Source organism: Paenibacillus sp. FSL W7-1332, assembly GCF_037969785.1.
Taxonomy (GTDB): domain Bacteria; phylum Bacillota; class Bacilli; order Paenibacillales; family Paenibacillaceae; genus Paenibacillus_AQ.
The window spans coordinates 2,453,104-2,471,014 of record NZ_CP150209.1; the positions used below are offsets into that span (position 1 = coordinate 2,453,104).

Genomic DNA, 17,911 nt, shown 5'->3' on the forward strand with positions numbered 1-17,911 from the left:
CTCACTTTCCTGCTTGGCCTTACAGGTATTGAGTATAGGAGCCGGATGTAAAATCCAGTAATGGGTTTTGTAAGAATACCGTAATTTATTGCTGGATATGTTAGATGCTGAATTTGCGCTGGACAGCGACGGTACATAAATATTCCAATCCTCAAACGCTTGCACGTTAAAAAAAGATGTGATATGTTATAGCTGTAACCGGTTACACATGAATGAGGTGATGACGGTAATGGCAACGATCAAGGATGTGGCAAATCGGGCCGGCGTGTCTGTGGCCACGGTTTCACGGGTTTTAAATGGAAACGGTTACGTGCATGAGGACACCAGGTCCAAGGTAGAACAAAGCATTCGCGAGCTGAATTATACGCCGAATGAAGTAGCGCGTTCTTTATATAAAAGAAAGTCGAAATTAATTGGACTTTTACTTCCGGATATTATGAACCCTTATTTCCCGCAGCTAGCCCGCGGAGTTGAGGATGAGATGCAGGAGAATGATTATCGGCTGATATTCGGGAACAGCGACGAGAGCAAGAAAAAGGAAATGGAATATATCCAAACCTTTGTCCAAAATAATGTGGTTGGTGTCATATCATCGACCAATGATCCGGATGCCGACATGTATACAGGGCTCAAGATTCCGGTAGTATTTCTGGATCGCACCTCATCGGATCGTCCTTCCGTCTATGCGGATGGCCGGCAGGGCGGAAGAATTGCAGCGCAGGAGATCATTAGGCGAGGCAGTAAAGCTATAACCGTGATTCAGGGCCCGGCGGATGTCCGTCCTGCTCAAGAGCGTTTTGAAGGAGCCGTCGAGGTTCTGGAAGGACAGGCGGCAGCGTATCAAGTGCTGAAGACGACATCGTTTTCTTTAATCGAAGCGGAAGAATTCGCCCAGCAAGTGTTCATCGAGTTTCCGGACACGGACGGCGTAATCGCCAGTAACGATATTATGGCATCCGCCGTAGTCAAGGAAGCGTTTCGGCTGGGGAAAAGGGTGCCGGAAGACGTACAGATTATAGGGTTTGACGATATTCTGCTCAGCCGGCTGCTGGCACCGCCCCTGTCTACGATTCATCAGCCGGCATATGAAATGGGCCGGGAGGCGGCCAGATTGCTTATCGGACTTATTGAAGGGCATCACATAGAGAGAAGCAGCATCGAATTCTCGGTAGAATTTATAGAGCGGCAGACAACGAGAAAGGTGGAATCATAATGGCGAAAATCGTGGTAATCGGAAGCGCGTCGATGGACTTGGTGGTCACCTCCACCAAGCGCCCCGGCGCGGGAGAGACGGTGCTTGGCGACAGCTTTAAGACGGTACCCGGAGGGAAGGGGGCCAATCAGGCCGTCGCGGCGGCGCGTCTGGGTGCAGAGGTGAACATGATTGGCTGTGTCGGTGAAGATTCCTTCGGCGAAATGATTTTGAGCAATCTGAAGTCAAATGGCGTTTTGACAGACCATGTGGAACCGGTTACAGGTATGGAAAGCGGAACCGCACACATCATTTTGGCAGAGGGAGACAACAGCATCGTGGTGGTAAAAGCTGCCAACGACCGGGTCACTCCGGAATATGTTGATCAGGCAGCGGAGGTTATCCAGGCTGCGGATATCGTGTTGATACAGCAGGAGATTCCGGAGGAAACGGTGATCCATGTTAGTGAATTGTGCGCAAAATATCAGGTGCCGTTGATGCTGAACCCGGCTCCTGCCCGCCCGGTGCCAAGCAGCGTTATTGAACGGGCGGCTTATATTACGCCAAACGAACATGAAGCGGCTATCTTGTTCGGCGATGAGCCATTAGGCGACGTGCTGCGCCGTTATCCGAACAAACTGATCGTGACGGAAGGCAAGAGGGGAGTTCGTTATTTCGACGGCCTGCAAGAGGTTGTCGTTCCCGGCTACAAGGTTGAAGCCGTGGATACGACGGGAGCCGGCGATACATTCAACGGCGCTTTCGCCGTGGCTCTGTCCGAAGGCATGAGCATAGCAGACAGCCTGAGATTTGCGAACCGCGCAGCGTCCTTGTCGGTCATGAAGTTCGGAGCGCAGGGCGGAATGCCATCGCGCCTCGAAGTAGAAGGGAGTCTTTGATCATGAAGAAGAACGGCATGCTAAACAGTCACATTGCGAAAGTGCTGGCAGATCTGGGGCACACCGATACCATCGTAGTTGGAGACGTCGGTCTTCCGATTCCCCCAGGCGTTCCGAAGATCGACCTGGCTCTCACGCTGGGGACGCCAAGCTTTACCGAGGTGGTGGAAGCGATCGCCGACGATATGGTGATTGAAAAAATCGTGATTGCTGAAGAAATGAAGCTAGATAATAAGGAAACACTGCATTATATACAGGAGAACTTTCAGGATTGCGAGATCGAGGCTTGCTCGCACGAGTTGTTCAAAGCACGGACGCAAAACGCCAAGGCGGTTATCCGTACAGGAGAAGCCAAGCCCTATGCGAACTGCATTTTGCAGGCCGGTGTTCATTTCGGTTAAAAAGGAGGAAGCACCATGAACATTGAGATGACCAATATCCATAAATCCTTTGGCACGAACCGCGTACTGGCAGGCGTAGACTTTGATCTCCGGGAAGGAGAGGTTCACGCCCTGATGGGAGAGAACGGCGCGGGCAAATCGACGCTGATGAATATATTAACCGGTCTTCACAGCCGGGATGAGGGCAAGATTGTCATCGACGGCAAGGAAACTTATTTTGCTAATCCGAAGGAAGCGGAAGAAAGAGGCGTTGCTTTCATCCATCAAGAGCTTAACATCTGGCCGGAAATGACGGTTCTGGATAACTTGTTTATCGGCAAGGAGATGACATCCGGCCTGGGTTTCCTCAACATGAAGCAGATGAAGGCGCTTGCGAAGGAACAGTTCGGCAAACTGGCGGTGAAGATACCACTAACGCAGGAGGCGGGGGAATGCTCCGTCGGCCAGCAGCAGATGATTGAGATCGCCAAGGCGCTCATGACCCAAGCAAAAGTCATCATTATGGACGAGCCGACGGCGGCGCTGACCGAAAGAGAAATCGAGAAGCTGTTTGACGTCATTCGTTCATTGAAAAAACAAGGCGTATCCATCGTCTACATCTCTCACCGGATGGAGGAGATCTTTACGATCTGCGACCGGATTACGGTCATGCGGGATGGTAAATCCGTCGATACCAAAGCTATTCCGGACACGGACTTTGATGAAGTCGTCAAAAAGATGGTCGGCCGGGAGCTGACCGAGCGATATCCGGCACGCCATCCCTCTCCGGGCGAGCCTGTGCTGGAAGTGAAGAATATTAGCAGCAAAGGCCGGTTCGAGAATGTGAGCTTTTCGGTTCGTGCCGGCGAAATCGTTGGCGTATCCGGCCTGATGGGGGCTGGGCGCACCGAGATGATGAGAGCGATCTTCGGATTGGACCCGCTGGATAGCGGCGAAATCTGGGTACGCGGAAAGAAAGTTACGATCAAGAAGCCGGATGATGCCGTGAAACACGGCATTGGATTCATCACAGAGGACCGCAAGGATGAAGGGTTGGTCCTGGATTTCTCGGTCCGTGAAAATATGGCGCTGCCCAATCTGTTCAGCTTCTCTTCCAGAGGGTTCATCTCCGGGAAGAAGGAACAGGATTTCGTGGATACGTTGACGAAGCGGCTGCAGATCAAGACGCATACATCCGAGACGCTGGCACGCAATCTGTCTGGTGGTAACCAACAGAAGGTCGTTATTGCCAAGTGGATCGGCATTGGGCCGAGCGTGCTCATCCTAGATGAGCCGACACGCGGCGTAGACGTTGGTGCAAAGCGGGAAATTTATCAGTTGATGAATGAGCTGACCGAACGGGGCGTGGCGATTCTGATGGTGTCGTCGGAGCTGCCGGAGGTGCTCGGAATGAGCGACCGGATTCTCGTTGTTCATGAAGGCAGAATTTCCGGTGAATTGGATCGCGAACAAGCCACGCAGGAACACATCATGACTCTAGCTACAGGAGGTCAGTAATATGACAACTATTAACGATGCCAAGGCGGAAAAAGGGTTTAAGGTCTCAGGTTTGACGCAAAAGCTCGGTCCGCTGCTCGGACTGATCATTCTTATCGTTATCGTATCCGTCCTAAATCCAAGCTTCTTGGAACCGCTTAACATTCTGAACCTGCTGCGTCAGGTATCGATTAATGCATTGATTGCATTCGGTATGACGTTTGTAATCCTGACAGGCGGCATTGACCTGTCGGTCGGTTCGATTCTCGCGCTGTCCAGCGCATTTGTCGCCAATATGATGGTGGCCGGGTTTGACCCGATCCTCTCGATTATCATCGGCGTTGCGCTTGGCGGTGTCATGGGGATGATCAATGGTCTCATGATTACCAAGGGGAAAATGGCGCCGTTTATCGCCACCCTGGCTACCATGACGATATTCCGAGGCCTTACGCTCGTTTATACGAACGGTAACCCGATTACGGGTCTCGGCGACAGCCTTGTATTTCAATTGTTCGGCCGCGGATACCTGCTGGGTATTCCGGTACCCGCCATTACGATGATTATCACGTTTGCGGTGCTATGGGTCATCCTGCATAAAACGTCTTTTGGCCGCAAAACGTATGCCATCGGCGGTAACGAAAAAGCATCGCTTGTATCCGGTATTAAAGTACCGCGCGTCAAGATTATGATCTACTCCCTGGCAGGGATGCTGTCCGCGCTGGCGGGCGCGATTCTGACCTCCCGTTTGAATTCGGCACAGCCGACAGCGGGTACGTCCTATGAATTGGATGCCATCGCAGCCGTTGTTCTCGGCGGTACGAGCCTGACCGGCGGTCGCGGCCGGATTGTCGGTACGTTAATCGGTGTGCTGATCATAGGCATACTGAACAACGGGCTCAACCTGCTCGGTGTGAACTCTTTCTATCAGATGGTTGTCAAAGGCGTCGTGATTGCGATTGCCGTACTGCTCGACCGTAGAAAATCGGCTTAAGGGGGAGAATGAACGATGAAAAAAACAACTTTGCTGCTCGTATCGCTTATGCTGATCTTCATAACAGGCTGTTCTCTGGAGCCGCCGGAATGGGCGAAGCCCAAGGCTAGCGGCGATGTCAAAGACATCAAAATCGGTCTTTCCATCTCGACCTTGAATAACCCGTTTTTTGTATCCCTGAAGGATGGCGTCGTCGCCGAAGCGACCAAGCAAGGAATGGAGGTCGTTGTCGTAGACGCACAGAATGACTCGGCCAAGCAGAGCAACGACGTCGACGACCTGATTCAACAGGGCGTCAATGCACTGCTGATTAACCCGACGGACTCGTCCGCGATTTCAACCGTAGTGCAAACGGCAAACAGCTTGGGCATTCCGGTCATTACACTCGACCGTTCCGCAGATCAAGGCGAGGTCGCTGCGCTGGTTGCCTCCGATAACGTCAAGGGCGGTCAGATGGCAGCCGAGTACATCGTGGATCAACTGGGCAAAGATACGAAAGTCATTGAGCTCGAAGGCGTTCCGGGTGCTTCCGCAACCCGCGAACGCGGCCAGGGCTTCCACGAGATCGCAGATGAGCAGCTGAACGTGGTTGCGAAGCAGGCAGCGGATTTTGACCGGACGAAGGGTCTTACCGTCACGGAAAATCTGCTGCAAGGTAATCCGGATGCCAAAGCGATTTTTGCCCACAATGACGAAATGGCCCTGGGCGCAATCGAAGCGATCCAAAGCTCGGGCAAAGACATCATGGTCATCGGCTTTGACGGTAACGACGATGCGCTGAAGTCCATCGAAGCCGGCAACCTGACGGCTACCGTAGCCCAGCAGCCGGAGCTGATCGGTCAGCTTGCCGTCGGGGCAGCGAAAGACGTGCTGCAAGGCAAAGAGGTAGAGAAGAATATCGCCGCTCCGCTGAAATTGGTAGTGAAGGAGTAATCCAGCAAGATCAAGAAGCGTTACCTTTTGCGATAGAAGCAGGGTAACGCTTTTTTTTTCGGGACATATTTTGCTCATTTCTTCCGGGCTGCGAAGTAACTCACAGCCTTGCGATAACGGCGGGAATACAATATCGTTACAAGAGGACAGTTATTTCGCATATGGTATTATAATGGATGTGTATGCGTTTACTGCTTAGATGTGATAAAGGAGCTATGTAACTATGACGATGGAGAAAAGAAAACATGCGATCGTGATCGTGGGTTATGGCGGAATGGGCAGCTACCACGCCAAGCTGATTAAGGACAATGCATATCTCGAGGTTACGGGAACCTTCGATGTTTTGAAAGATCGCCGGGAAGTATCCCGGCAGGACGGGTATCCTGCCTATGAGAGTTATGAGCAGGTACTAAACGATGCTGCGGTTGACGTGGTGCTCATTGCTACGCCTAATGACGTGCACAAGGAACTGGCGCTGCAGGCGTTTAATGCCGGCAAACATGTCATCTGCGAGAAGCCGGTAACATTGTCCGTCAGTGACTTCAAAGAGATGGTGTCTGCGGCCGATGCTGCCGGCCGGGTGCTGATGGTCCACCAGAACCGCCGCTGGGACGAGGATTTCCTGACGATTAAGCAAATGTACAACGAAAAGACGATTGGCGATTTGTTCCGTATCGAATCCAGGGTACACGGGGCGAACGGCATTCCGGGCGACTGGCGCCATCTGGAAGCGCACGGCGGCGGCATGCTGCTGGACTGGGGCGTGCATCTTCTTGACCAGGTCCTGTTCATGGTGGACAGCCGGATTACGAGCCTGAGCAGCCGCTTAAGCTTTATTCTCGGCGATGAGGTGGATGACGGCTTTGAATCGGTCATTGAATTCGAGAACGGCGTATCCGTTCTGATTGAAGTGGGAACGACCAATTTCATAACGCTGCCTCGCTGGTACGTCAAAGGAACCGAGGGAACCGGCATTATTGAGGATTGGTCGTTAAACGGAAGAGTGGTTACCCGGAACCAGGATGTCGTGAAAGTGGAGCCGAAGCCAATTCAAGCCGGGGTAGGCTTGACCAAAACGATGGCGCCTCCTTCAGAAGAAGCTACCATTACGGGAGCTCTGCCGGAGCCATACCGTCAATCCAGCAGCTTCTTCGATAACTTTGCGGCCGTGATTCAAGGCGAGGCTGAGCCGATTGTGAAGAACGAGGAAGTGCTGCGCGTTCTGAACCTGATCGAAGCCGTGTTTGAATCGGCCCGGACGGGAGAAACGCTGAAGGATTTCGATATTTACCCTGCGTAATCCATATCGATTAGCTCTCATTCTTATTATAGAAAAAGTACCGCGGTGCCAAGCAGATGAAGCTTGAGGCTGCGGTACTTTTTATGTTCAAGATGTGGTTGCGGACAGCTGATGCTCAATGCCTAAGTCGAAAGTGTAATGTTATTTCGCATGATCGATCTTTCCGCTGCTCCCGGCTTGCAGCACCCGCCTGTAATCGCTGGGCGACCAGCCCGTATCCTGCTTGAACAGCTTGGAGAAATAGGAATAGTTGGCGTATCCCACCTTAGCCGCAATCTGGTACACCGACAATGGTGTCGTCTCCAGCAGATGCTTGGCCGCCTTGATGCGGGATTGAATGATGTATGTACCCAAAGACACGCCCGTTTCCTTCTTGAACACGCGGGCCAAATAATCCGGGTTGAGGTAGACGAGTTCAGCCAGGCTCGTACGCGTCAGCTCATCCCCGTAATGGCAATGAATATAATGCTTAATCTCCTCCACCACGGTATGCGAATGGTCGGCGTAGGCATGATATTCTGCTGCCGTGCTGACGAGATACTCCGTATATTTCTCCATATCTTCAATCGAGTTCAATGATTGCAGAAACAACTGGTCATTGGTTTTGCCGGTATACAGCTTGTGTGCCTGGATTTCTTTGCCCTTCAGATAGGAATAGACCAGTTGCACGATATCCAAGCGGAATAAACGCAGCACCGAGGCGTTGTAGACGCCATTCCTGGCTAGGTTTTGCAAGTATTTGCGGGTTTCAACCAGAAACCCAGCCGGATCGTTCCCGCTGAGAAGCGCTTCCCAGTCTTGCAGCTGGGGAGGGGTATACGCGACTTCTTGCAGGGAATGGTGTTCCAGAAAAATAATCTGATTCCGCTTCTTGATCATATCCTCATTCATTTGCAGCAGAATCCGAACGGACTTGTTGATTTCCTCCAACGCCACCGAAATCGATACGCTGCATGAAGCATCGCTCCGAAGGAATTGATTGGCTTTTTCAATGAACGACGTGCAGATGTTTTCCATGACGCGGGAGTCAGGAGGATGATTCCATTTCAGCATGACCATCCAATTGTAATCCTTATATTCTATAGCGGCTTCAACCGTGAAGAGCGGGTCCTGGAACAATTCGGACAGCACGTTGAGAAACGCATAGTCAAACAGATCCTTGTCTTCTCTCCCCAAACTTTGATCATGCGGAAAAATGGTGATGAGCACAGGAAGAAATAGATCCGACATCTTATAGGACAAATTCTGCTCCGCGATATATCCTGCGATGGCGGCCCGGTCCGAAGAAGCTTTCCTTTCTTTGATCAGCTTGCTCCAAAAATGCTCCTGGAGCTTTTTTTGATTTTTTTTCCACAGCTGTCCGTCCTGGATCGCTTCCTGATCGCTTTGCTGTTCCTTTGCTTTATAGGCGGCTTTGGAGATGATGAGGCTTAGCTTATCGAATTCGATCGGCTTCAGAAAATAGTCAAAGCTTTGCAGCTCAATGGCTTTCTGCGCATAATTGAAATCAGCGTAATTCGTCAGAAATATCGTCTGAATGCTGTATTGTTCCTCGCGAATCCAGGCGAGAAGCTCGAGTCCGCTGCCTTGCGGCATTTCGATATCGCAAATGAGGATGTGGACCGAATGCTGCTGCAAAATATCCCTTGCTTGCGCAACGCTGTAAGCAGTATAGACCTGTTCGATTGAAAGTGCCTTCCAATCGATTTTCTTCTCCAGCGCGGCCACGACAAAATAGTCATCATCCACTAGCAATATGTTCATTGAATTTCTCCTCTCCGTTCCTGTATGGGTTGTGGAATCGTTAATGTGACGCAAGCGCCGCCTTCCTCCGGGTTTGAAAATTCCACAAACGCCCGGCGATGATAGAGCAGCTCCAGCCGCTGAAGGGTGTTCATGATTCCGATGTGTTTTCCTTCGCTTTGATCAAGCGGTTTGCCGGCTGATAATTTCTCCAATACTTCGGCGGGAAACCCGGGTCCGGTATCGGATATCCGGATGACCATAGTAGGTTTCTCCCCCTCCATCCGCATGCTAACGGATAATCGAATTTGCAGCTCTTGATCTCGGGAAACAGCGTATTTTACCGCGTTTTCGATAAAGGTCTGTAACACGAGGGGCGGAATGGTGAGACCGGAAAGCTCCTCTTCAACATCAATGCGATATGAAAAGGCATCACGGTAGCGGTGCTTCTGAATTTCCAGGTAAATGCGGACATGCTCGATTTCATCTTGCAGCCGTACGACATTATCTCCGCTTTGAAAGATGTAACGAAAGTATTTGGATGTGGACAGCGACATATATTCGATTTCCTTAAACATCTGCATTTGCGCCATGCTGTAGATGTTCGTCAAGCAGTTCAGGAAAAAATGGGGGTTAATTTGCAGCTTCATATAATCCAGCTGGATTCTCTGCTTATCCAGCTGCTGCTCGTAAATATCGATTTTAAACTTCTTAATCTGTTCGATCAGATGTTTGAATTGGGAGTTGACTTGCTCCAGCTCGATAATCTCGCTGCTCATGAAATCCAGATTCTCGCTGTCCTCGTGGATGCGCCTTACATTTTCTGAAAAATTCTGAATCGGCTTTAACACCTTCTTCTTGAAATACAGCATAACTACGCTGAGCGTGCACGTCAGAACAACAAATAACAGCATAATGAGAAGCTGGGCGATCATGATCGTCTCAAATATGCCGAATTGGATCACCAACTGCACGTTGAAGGAGGCGTTCGAGAATCCCTCCGTAACCGTAGTCCGCGGCTGGGACAGGCTCAGCAGGGATGCCTTGGCTCCTTGAAGACGGTTGGCATCCATCACGCCTGTACCCGGGCTCGTAAGGGCTGCCCCCTGAGCATTCACCAGAGAGACGTAACCGTCCTCGCCCAAATCCAGCTGCTGGAGCGGCCGGATCAGATCGTTGGCGGAGATGAGGCAGATCAGATACCGGTTGTGGTAAGGAACGATGTTGATGATGTAATGGGTGTCCTGAACAAGGATCGGGTTCCAGTTGGAGTAGAACGTTTCGTATACGTTTTTGGAATCCGTGAGGGATACGATCTGTTCCTTAAGTTCCAGGAACTCTGTATATGACAGGGACATGGGTCCATAGTTCTGGAAGAAGTCCTGTTCCTTTAAATAGAAGAAGAAGTTGTATTCCTGGCCGTAGTTTTTCTGAAGCTCGTTAAACTGTTTATGCACTCTTTCGTTCGATTTAATATAATCCACGTAATCGGTGCCGGGGGTATCCATCATCTTAACGCTCTCATCATTCGCGAGTGTCCAGCCCATATAGTGGTTGATGTAGGAGAAGTCATGATTGATCTGCCGGATGTACAGATTCGCCGTATCCTGCAAATATCGGGTGGACTGCTGCTTTACGATGAAGATGGAGGCGAAGCTGATCACCAGATCCACTACAAGGGCAAAGATCGAGATAAAGAGCATGATTTTCACATAGTGACGGATGGGATAAGGCTTGTTATTCAATGCTTTAACCATACGGATGCCTTGGTTCCTTTCAGTCCGCTTCCACATGAAAGCGTTTTTATGGTGGTAAAAACATTATAAATGGAAATCACGAAAAAAGCAGGAGTGAACGCTCGGGCATCTATCATAAAGTCCGGATACCACATCGTAAAGTCCGGATAATGGCATGCTTCCAACAGGGGACTCGAGGATTCCTTGAAGGGGGATAAGGAGAAGGTCCGAATAGCGCATGATGAGGTCCAAATAACGATTCCGGGCAGAAGTATACTTAAGTTGCTTACGCGACATGCCGGTTTCACGACGACGCGAACAGAAAGGGGAATCGATTTGAAAGCAGGCCAACTGAATAGAACCACGCACCCAACCCTCGGGCGGATCAGAAAAAATTGGGGCCTGTATTTGCTGCTGCTGCCTGCGGTTGTGCTGGTTCTGTTGTTTTCTTACGTACCGATGTACGGCATCCTCATCGCATTCAAGGACTACAGTCCCGCTCTCGGCATTATGGATAGTCCATGGGCGGGTCTAAAGTATTTCGAGAAATTTTTTAACTCTTATCAATTCTCGACAACGATCACCAACACGCTCGTAATCAGCTTATACAGCGTTGCGACGTTCCCGATTCCGATCATGCTTGCCCTGATGGTCAATCAGATGCGCCAGAATGGGTTCAAGCGTTTCTTCCAGACGGTAACCTATATGCCGCATTTTATATCCACGGTCGTGATGGTGGGACTCATGCTGATTCTGTTCTCGCCAGGCTCGGGATTGATCGGGAATATTTTCCGGCTCTTTGGTGCCGAAGCGCCGAACCTGATGGGATCGGCCGGCTTGTTCAGCAGCGTGTACGTATGGTCGGATGTGTGGCAGCATACGGGCTGGGACAGCATTATCTATATCGCGGCGTTATCCGCCGTGAGCCCCAGCTTGTACGAAGCGGCTACGATGGACGGGGCAAGCCGGTGGCAGAAAATCCGGTTTATCGATATCCCGATGCTGATGCCTACGGTCGTAACCTTGCTTATATTGCGGATCGGCAGCTTGCTTGGCGTCGGCTTCGAGAAGGTTTACCTTATGCAAAACAGTCTCAATATTACCTCCAGCGAGGTCATCTCCACCTATGTGTACAAAATCGGGATGCTGAGCAGCCAATACAGCTTCTCGTCGGCGATCAGTCTGTTTAATACAATCATTAATTTTGTTCTGTTGATTCTGGTTAACCAGATTTCGAAAAAATACAGCGAAAACAGTTTGTGGTAACACAAGAGAGGAGGGTTCTATGGGCGTTGTGGAAATAAAAGAGAAGACAGCGCCAAGGCGGAGGAATACCCGATCTTCCGACAGGGTGCTGGAGATCGGCCTGTATGTATTCGCTGTCTTGATGCTGATCGTGTTGATTTACCCGCTGTACTTCATCATCATTGCTTCGTTCAGCGAGCCGGCCGCGGTTGCGAATGGACAGGTATGGCTGTGGCCCAAGGATTTTACGCTGGCAGGCTATCAAGAATTGCTGAAGCACTCTAATATATGGATTGGGTACCGAAATACGATTGTGTATACGATTGTAGGTACCGCCATCGGCTTGGTGGTTAACATATCGGCAGCTTACGCGCTCTCGCGAAAAGACCTCGTAGGCCGCAAGTATATATCGCTGCTCTTTATTTTTACGATGTTTTTTAATGGCGGTTTGATTCCGACTTTTATGACGATCCGCGATTTTCAGCTGTACGATACGTTTCTTGTTATGGTGCTGCCGTTTTCGGTAGCCGCCTTTAACATCATTGTGGCACGGACTTTTTTCCAGAGCAGCATTCCGGAGGATTTATGGGAGGCGGCCCAGCTTGATGGCTGCGGAAATCTGAGATATTTCGTGACCATCGTGATTCCGCTTTCGAAAGCGGTCATCTCGGTCATTGCCTTGTGGACGGCAGTGGGTCATTGGAACTCCTATTTCAATGCCCTGATCTATTTAAAAGATACGAACCTGTACCCGCTGCAGCTCATCCTGCGAAATATTCTGGTCACCAACCAGATGCAGTCCGCCATGGGTACCGGAGAAGCCGCGGCCATTGCGCTGCGACTCGCCAATATTATGCGTTATGCAGTCATTATCGTCGCAACGGTGCCGATCATGTGCATCTACCCGTTTGTACAGAAGTATTTCAATCAGGGGGTGATGATCGGAGCCGTGAAGTCGTAAAGCCGGATGGATCTATTAAAAATAATAATTGGGGGAATGGTTAAATGGGAACAAACCATGCAAAGAGGAGACATCGCTTCAAACTGGCTGGCGTCATCATGCTGGCCGCAATCCTGCTGTTGAGCCTGGCGGGCTGCAGCGGCGGCAAGAAGGAGGACGCCAAGACGGATGCCGAAACCGCGTTTAACAAAGAAGGCCTGCCGATTGTCAATGAGCCGATAACGCTGGACGTGCTGACCGTTCGCTGGGGCAACATGGGGGATACGTTCCTTCAGAACCAGTGGCTCAAGGATTTGGAGAAGGAGACGAATGTCAAAATCAATTGGCAAATCATGTCTTCCAATGATTGGGGCGAACAAAAGTCGATCATGCTGGCGAGCGGTACGCTGCCGGATATTATTTTCGGCGATATCGTATTCAGCGATTCCGACATCGTGAACAACCTGTCTTATTTCCGTCCGCTCGACGACTATATCGATCAATACATGCCAAACCTGAAAGCGGCACTGGAAGAAACACCCGAAATGAAGAAGATGAGCACATTCCCGGATGGTAAAATCTACTCTTTGCCGGCGCGGCTGCCGTCAAGGCCGAAAGCATCGATCCAGCCGATTATCAACAAAACATGGCTGGATCAGCTCGGCCTTGATATTCCGGACAACACAGACGAGCTGTACGAGGTATTCAAAGCGTTCAAAGAAGGAGATCCGAACGGCAACGGCAAGGCCGACGAAATTCCGGTCAGCGGATCGGGGAACATCAGCATCGATCTGTTGAACCCGTTCGGCATTACGGACATCAACGGAAACAGCATGATGGTCATCGATAACGAGCCCGTGTTCTACCCGGTCACGGAGAATTATAAAGAAGCGATCAAGTGGGCGCATAAGCTGTATGCCGAGGGCCTCATAGACCAAGAGATCTTTACGCAGGACAGCACCATGTCCACGGCGAAGCATCAGAACCCGGATGCGGCGCTGATCGGCTTCTCGAACCAGTGGGTGCCGGACGCGGTGTTCGGGAAGTGGAAGGATCAATATATTGCGATTCCGTCCATCGCCGGACCTGACGGAAAAAGGTATCAGGGCGGCGAGCCGCAGGGCATGAGCCTCCGCAGAAACGAATTCCTCATTACCACGTCGAACAAGTACCCGGAAATTTCGGCTCGTTGGGCGGACCAGTTCTATACCAATGAAGCGAGCATCCAAAATTTCTGGGGAGCCATCGGCACGGTGATTCAGAAGAACGACGACGGAACGTTTACGCTGATGAGTCCGCCGGAGGGAACGAGTGCGGATGCCTGGTATTGGGAGCAATCCGTAAGGGATTTTGGACCGAAGTACGTAAGCCCGAGCTTCGAGAAAAACATCATTCTGGATGAGACCACGGGCGATGGCTTGAAGCTGGTCATCGACAAGCTGGGCAGCGATTACGTAACGACGCCGTTCCCGAACGTCATGTACAGCGCCGAAGAATTCCAGGAGCTGCCTACACTGACAACGGATATCGATGGTTATGTCGGCACGACCCGCGCGAAGTGGATATCCGAAGGCAATATCGATGCGGAATGGGATGCGTACGTCAAGAAGCTGAACGATATGGGTCTTGAGCGGCTGGTACAAATCCGCAAGGAAGCCTATCAGCGGTATATCAGCGTCAAATAGGGATTGACGGCAATCGTCATGAGCTGCCCCGCAGATTGATATGCTGCGGGGCAGTAACGTTTCGAACGATGACGAAACTGTGATTTATTTATGCGATCAGCTTCAACGGAGAAGGCGGAATTGTTTTGGAGAAGCGAAGCGTACCCCCGAAAGCTTTCCAACGGAAAGCTCGCATCGAAAGCATATACGATCCCCGGATTTTAACATTATTAAATTTCATTACGAGAAAATCCGGGGGTAACAGGGATCGGAAAAACAATCCGAATTCGTAGTGATGAATGGGCAATGTTATCAATCTACAGGTGGCGACCATGCGAAACATAAGTCACGGTGTGGAATGAATATCGGCATGAGAGACATAATGACCTGGTAGCCAGCATATATCCGAACGGCATAATCAATACCAGTGAGAGATAAGATATATATACAAGGAGGGTATCGATGATGAATCAATTTCGAATCGGATTAATTGGATTGGGCGGGATGGCGCAGGAGCACATCCGCTGGATGAATGCAGAGAATGTCTATCAGTTCGTGGCCGTGAGCGACGTCAATGGAGAAGCGGTGGCCCGAGTAGGCGATCAGCTGGGAATTGAGGATGGCAAGCGATATGCAGATTTTAAGGATTTAATTGAAGATCCGGACGTCGATGCCGTCATTTCGGTTACGCCTAACAACGTGCACGCGGATATTATTAGAGCATGCCTGCAAGCGGGCAAACCTTTTTTGGCGGAAAAACCATTTACGCGGGTGTTCGAAGAAGCAATCCCGTTGCTGGAGCTCTACGAGAAACAGCCGGTTCAGGCCATGATAGGCTTTACATACCGTTACACGCCGGCTTTTCGTTATGCCAGGGAACTTGTCCGAACGGGCAAACTCGGGACGATCCGTCACTTCTCCATTCAGTATTTGCAAGGGTTTGGCGTGCCGAGCCAGCAGGTTCCCTACATGTGGAGATATAACAAAGCCGTCACGGGAACGGGGACGCTTGGAGATCTGGGATCGCATATGATCGATATGGCCCGATTTCTGTTTGGTGAATTTGAAGAAATTACGGCCCAACTGCATACCATCATTCCGGAACGCAGGGACCCGGTAACGGGAGCGATGGCCAAGATCGAAGTCGATGATTTTGCCAGCTTCCAGGCTCGGATGACAGATGGCATGATGGGCGTATTCCAGACGTCGCGCAATGCCTTCGGTTCAGGCAATCAGCATGAAGTATCCATTTACGGCGACCACGGCACGGTCCACGCCAGCACATTGGATCCGGAACGGGTGATATGGATTCGCGAAGAAGAGCCCGGGCAGCTCGCGAAAACGACAATGGAGGTGCCGCAGCATTGCAAAGTCAAGCAGTATGCCGATTTTGCCGGGCTATTACGGGGAACGCCTGCCGACGGGATCCCAGAGTTTATGGACGGGTACCGGAATCAAGAGGTGCTGGATGCAGTCGTTAGGGCACATGAGACCAAAGCGGTGGTAGAGCTTCGGAATCATGGCCAACGGATCCAGAGCAAGTCATAACGTCTTGCCCATCCAGATATACAGCGCCATCAATGTGAACAGAAAGAGACAAAAGTTAACGCTTACAAATAACCCGCGAAGTAACGCGGAGCGGTGGAATTGAAATGGAGTCTTAAGCTCCCCCGTCCCTTCGATCAGGAACAGGATCAGCACTGTATGAATGATCGTATGGCCTATGACTTCCTTGTAACCGAATACAAGGCTTGTCATAATAAAAATGCCAGATACCAGGAGGGCGGTGAATCGGCTCATGATACCCACGATAAATGCCCACGCCAGCCCAATTTCGATAAAAGCGGTGATCAGGACGAAATTCTCAATGGTAAAACCGAAGGTAGGAAGCCCGTAGCTGCCCATTACCGAGCAAGCCAGTTCGGGAATGGTCAGTTTTTCCATGGCAAGCCAAGCGAGGGACATGCCCGTGCATATATACATGACGGGGGCAGCCGTTCTTTTTATTGGAGTGCCGCTCACAAACAGATAATACACGATACCGAGATAAATCAAATAATCGATGGAATGAAACATACCGTAGGTTAATGAAGCTTGCAGATAGAGCAAGAATAAGATGGCACCACTCACCGGCAATGTGCGCTTATAGAGCAAGCAGGCTGCGGCGGCGGAGAGACCGAGGATAATCCACATGGAATTGGTTCTGAACTCGGGCGCCAGATACGAGCCGCTCAGTAGCTGCAGCACCAAGCCGATGGCCAGCCCAATGCGCAGGATGACTTCGGTATGGGGCCTTAGCCTGTACAGCCATTGATGAACTTTCATGACCGGCCACATCTTCCCCAGCGGATCGTGGAAGACGCATGTGAGCAATAAGATCAACAATGTAAACGCTAACCAAAACAGGAATGTCAGCGTAACGATCCGGGGAAAGGGCAGGGGGACCCATTCAAAGTTATCCGTAAACCATTTGACATGATTATAGATGTTGCTAATCTTGGAGAAATGCATTATCATTCAATCAGCTCCTCCCTTAACCAACTCTAGTCACTTATCCAAGATAATACAATATTAGATAAAAAAGTATATTATTGGATGAATATATCCCTCATTATGAAAATATTATCCCTTAAGAGCATTTAAAGACAGCGTTTGAACTTATAGTTATAAGCTTCACTAAACAAGCCGATCCATCCGGATCGGCTTGTTGTTATGTCTCATGCTACGAGTTCTTATTACTGCTGAAAACGACTGAAAGACAGGCTCAGCCCAGCTAAGGAAGCTGTGTTCCGCCAGCATAACGTTCAATGGTTTCGTAAGGCAGATGATCGGTAATCAGGCGACTGTAATACACGATTCGTAGGATGCCGTCCTCGTCCAACACAAACTCTGCCGGAATCCGATTGAAATTTGAACCTTCTTCCGGCGTCAGCTTGAAACCTGCCGCTTCTGCTTCATCCGTGAACTGATGCACATTCGGTTGAGCTAAGGTGGCTTGTGTCTTGGCTACCGAGGTCTCGACCCCATAGAGAGAGTAGAGCTCCGCATTCGGATCGGCAATAAGTGGAAACGGCGCATTTTGCTGACCGACATGCTGCTAAAGTGCTGCATCCGGTGATTCAAAAACGCAAATGACATTCAGATGCTGCTGCTGCCACAGAGGATATCGCTGAATAAACTGGTGCACCCTCAGATTGCATAGGGCACAGGCAGCGTTGCGGAAAAAGGCGAGAAGTAATTTACGTCCGCGATAAGCTTCCAGTGAAACCATATTTCCATTTTGATCTACGCTTTGGAATAATGGAGCATAATCTCCGGGTTGAAGCATGTTGTTCATTTTGGATTTCCTCCTGGCTTAACGGTATATAGGCGCGAGGCCTATTACCAATGT

16 protein-coding genes are annotated in these 17,911 nt (G+C 50.4%); 11 read left to right on the plus strand and 5 right to left on the minus strand.

The genetic code is table 11. The features are described 5' to 3' along the window. The first annotated feature begins 229 nt into the window (after positions 1-229). From MKX98_RS10725 to MKX98_RS10755, 7 genes are all read left to right on the plus strand, one after another. Positions 230-1,213 carry a LacI family DNA-binding transcriptional regulator gene (locus MKX98_RS10725; protein ID WP_220687475.1) on the plus strand — a complete coding sequence of 328 codons (984 nt, stop codon included), beginning with the start codon at positions 230-232 and terminating at the stop codon, positions 1,211-1,213. Beyond that, positions 1,213-2,091 (plus strand): ribokinase, encoded by an 879-nt coding sequence (rbsK, locus tag MKX98_RS10730; protein ID WP_194541794.1) that lies wholly within the window; start codon positions 1,213-1,215, stop codon positions 2,089-2,091. The genes MKX98_RS10725 and rbsK overlap by 1 nt, the downstream gene beginning before the upstream one ends. A gap of 2 nt (positions 2,092-2,093) precedes the next feature. Further along, positions 2,094-2,492, plus strand: a complete 399-nt coding sequence (gene rbsD, locus MKX98_RS10735) for a D-ribose pyranase (RefSeq protein WP_194541795.1) — start codon at positions 2,094-2,096, stop codon at positions 2,490-2,492. Between the two features lie 15 nt (positions 2,493-2,507). Further along, on the plus strand, positions 2,508-3,989 hold the full coding sequence (locus tag MKX98_RS10740) for a sugar ABC transporter ATP-binding protein (RefSeq protein ID WP_194541796.1): 1,482 nt from the start codon (positions 2,508-2,510) through the stop codon (positions 3,987-3,989). Position 3,990: 1 nt separating this feature from the next. Then, on the plus strand, positions 3,991-4,959 hold the full coding sequence (gene rbsC / locus MKX98_RS10745) for a ribose ABC transporter permease RbsC (RefSeq protein WP_009592570.1): 969 nt from the start codon (positions 3,991-3,993) through the stop codon (positions 4,957-4,959). 15 nt (positions 4,960-4,974) lie between these two features. After that, on the plus strand, positions 4,975-5,892 hold the full coding sequence (rbsB, locus tag MKX98_RS10750; RefSeq protein WP_220685955.1) for a ribose ABC transporter substrate-binding protein RbsB: 918 nt from the start codon (positions 4,975-4,977) through the stop codon (positions 5,890-5,892). A gap of 223 nt (positions 5,893-6,115) precedes the next feature. Further along, positions 6,116-7,192, plus strand: a complete 1,077-nt coding sequence (locus MKX98_RS10755; protein WP_220685954.1) for a Gfo/Idh/MocA family oxidoreductase — start codon at positions 6,116-6,118, stop codon at positions 7,190-7,192. 141 nt (positions 7,193-7,333) lie between these two features. Here the strand turns inward: MKX98_RS10755 and MKX98_RS10760 are convergent, their stop codons facing one another. Both MKX98_RS10760 and MKX98_RS10765 read right to left on the minus strand, forming a co-directional pair. Continuing rightward, positions 7,334-8,956 (minus strand): response regulator, encoded by a 1,623-nt coding sequence (locus MKX98_RS10760; RefSeq protein ID WP_220685953.1) that lies wholly within the window; start codon positions 8,954-8,956, stop codon positions 7,334-7,336. Further along, a complete protein-coding gene (locus MKX98_RS10765; RefSeq protein WP_220685952.1) occupies positions 8,953-10,692 on the minus strand; it encodes a histidine kinase in 1,740 nt (579 codons plus the stop codon). Before MKX98_RS10765 ends, MKX98_RS10760 begins: the two co-directional genes overlap by 4 nt. A 315-nt stretch (positions 10,693-11,007) precedes the next feature. Here MKX98_RS10765 and MKX98_RS10770 point away from each other — a divergent pair, with 315 nt between their 5' ends. The 4 genes from MKX98_RS10770 to MKX98_RS10785 all read left to right on the plus strand — a co-directional run bounded on the left by MKX98_RS10770 (position 11,008) and on the right by MKX98_RS10785 (position 16,068). Beyond that, positions 11,008-11,937: an ABC transporter permease subunit gene (locus tag MKX98_RS10770; protein WP_220685951.1), complete on the plus strand. Its 930-nt coding sequence runs from the start codon at positions 11,008-11,010 to the stop codon at positions 11,935-11,937. A gap of 19 nt (positions 11,938-11,956) precedes the next feature. Then, entirely contained in the window at positions 11,957-12,877 is a 921-nt protein-coding gene (locus tag MKX98_RS10775; RefSeq protein ID WP_194541802.1) for a carbohydrate ABC transporter permease, read from the plus strand. 44 nt (positions 12,878-12,921) lie between these two features. After that, positions 12,922-14,541, plus strand: a complete 1,620-nt coding sequence (locus tag MKX98_RS10780) for an extracellular solute-binding protein (protein WP_194541804.1) — start codon at positions 12,922-12,924, stop codon at positions 14,539-14,541. A 441-nt stretch (positions 14,542-14,982) separates the two neighbouring features. Then, on the plus strand, positions 14,983-16,068 hold the full coding sequence (locus MKX98_RS10785; protein WP_233354806.1) for a Gfo/Idh/MocA family oxidoreductase: 1,086 nt from the start codon (positions 14,983-14,985) through the stop codon (positions 16,066-16,068). Here MKX98_RS10785 and MKX98_RS10790 read toward each other — a convergent pair. From MKX98_RS10790 to MKX98_RS10800, 3 genes are all read right to left on the minus strand, one after another. Beyond that, positions 16,063-17,037 carry a hypothetical protein gene (locus MKX98_RS10790; protein ID WP_220685950.1) on the minus strand — a complete coding sequence of 325 codons (975 nt, stop codon included), beginning with the start codon at positions 17,035-17,037 and terminating at the stop codon, positions 16,063-16,065. The genes MKX98_RS10785 and MKX98_RS10790 overlap by 6 nt on opposite strands. 256 nt (positions 17,038-17,293) lie before the next feature. Continuing rightward, positions 17,294-17,494: a hypothetical protein gene (locus MKX98_RS10795; protein WP_339222936.1), complete on the minus strand. Its 201-nt coding sequence runs from the start codon at positions 17,492-17,494 to the stop codon at positions 17,294-17,296. A gap of 123 nt (positions 17,495-17,617) precedes the next feature. Further along, positions 17,618-17,857 carry a redoxin domain-containing protein gene (locus tag MKX98_RS10800; protein ID WP_339222938.1) on the minus strand — a complete coding sequence of 80 codons (240 nt, stop codon included), beginning with the start codon at positions 17,855-17,857 and terminating at the stop codon, positions 17,618-17,620. Between the last annotated feature and the right edge of the window lie 54 nt (positions 17,858-17,911).

What these genes read in the sequence shown, in the direction of transcription:
- MKX98_RS10725 (WP_220687475.1), top strand. Translation starts at nt 230, where the DNA reads ATGGCAACGATCAAGGATGTGGCAAATCGGGCCGGCGTGTCTGTGGCC.
- rbsK (WP_194541794.1), top strand. Translation starts at nt 1,213, where the DNA reads ATGGCGAAAATCGTGGTAATCGGAAGCGCGTCGATGGACTTGGTGGTC.
- rbsD (WP_194541795.1), top strand. Translation starts at nt 2,094, where the DNA reads ATGAAGAAGAACGGCATGCTAAACAGTCACATTGCGAAAGTGCTGGCA.
- MKX98_RS10740 (WP_194541796.1), top strand. Translation starts at nt 2,508, where the DNA reads ATGAACATTGAGATGACCAATATCCATAAATCCTTTGGCACGAACCGC.
- rbsC (WP_009592570.1), top strand. Translation starts at nt 3,991, where the DNA reads ATGACAACTATTAACGATGCCAAGGCGGAAAAAGGGTTTAAGGTCTCA.
- rbsB (WP_220685955.1), top strand. Translation starts at nt 4,975, where the DNA reads ATGAAAAAAACAACTTTGCTGCTCGTATCGCTTATGCTGATCTTCATA.
- MKX98_RS10755 (WP_220685954.1), top strand. Translation starts at nt 6,116, where the DNA reads ATGACGATGGAGAAAAGAAAACATGCGATCGTGATCGTGGGTTATGGC.
- MKX98_RS10760 (WP_220685953.1), bottom strand. Translation starts at nt 8,956, where the DNA reads ATGAACATATTGCTAGTGGATGATGACTATTTTGTCGTGGCCGCGCTG.
- MKX98_RS10765 (WP_220685952.1), bottom strand. Translation starts at nt 10,692, where the DNA reads ATGGTTAAAGCATTGAATAACAAGCCTTATCCCATCCGTCACTATGTG.
- MKX98_RS10775 (WP_194541802.1), top strand. Translation starts at nt 11,957, where the DNA reads ATGGGCGTTGTGGAAATAAAAGAGAAGACAGCGCCAAGGCGGAGGAAT.
- MKX98_RS10780 (WP_194541804.1), top strand. Translation starts at nt 12,922, where the DNA reads ATGGGAACAAACCATGCAAAGAGGAGACATCGCTTCAAACTGGCTGGC.
- MKX98_RS10785 (WP_233354806.1), top strand. Translation starts at nt 14,983, where the DNA reads ATGATGAATCAATTTCGAATCGGATTAATTGGATTGGGCGGGATGGCG.
- MKX98_RS10790 (WP_220685950.1), bottom strand. Translation starts at nt 17,037, where the DNA reads ATGATAATGCATTTCTCCAAGATTAGCAACATCTATAATCATGTCAAA.
- MKX98_RS10800 (WP_339222938.1), bottom strand. Translation starts at nt 17,857, where the DNA reads ATGAACAACATGCTTCAACCCGGAGATTATGCTCCATTATTCCAAAGC.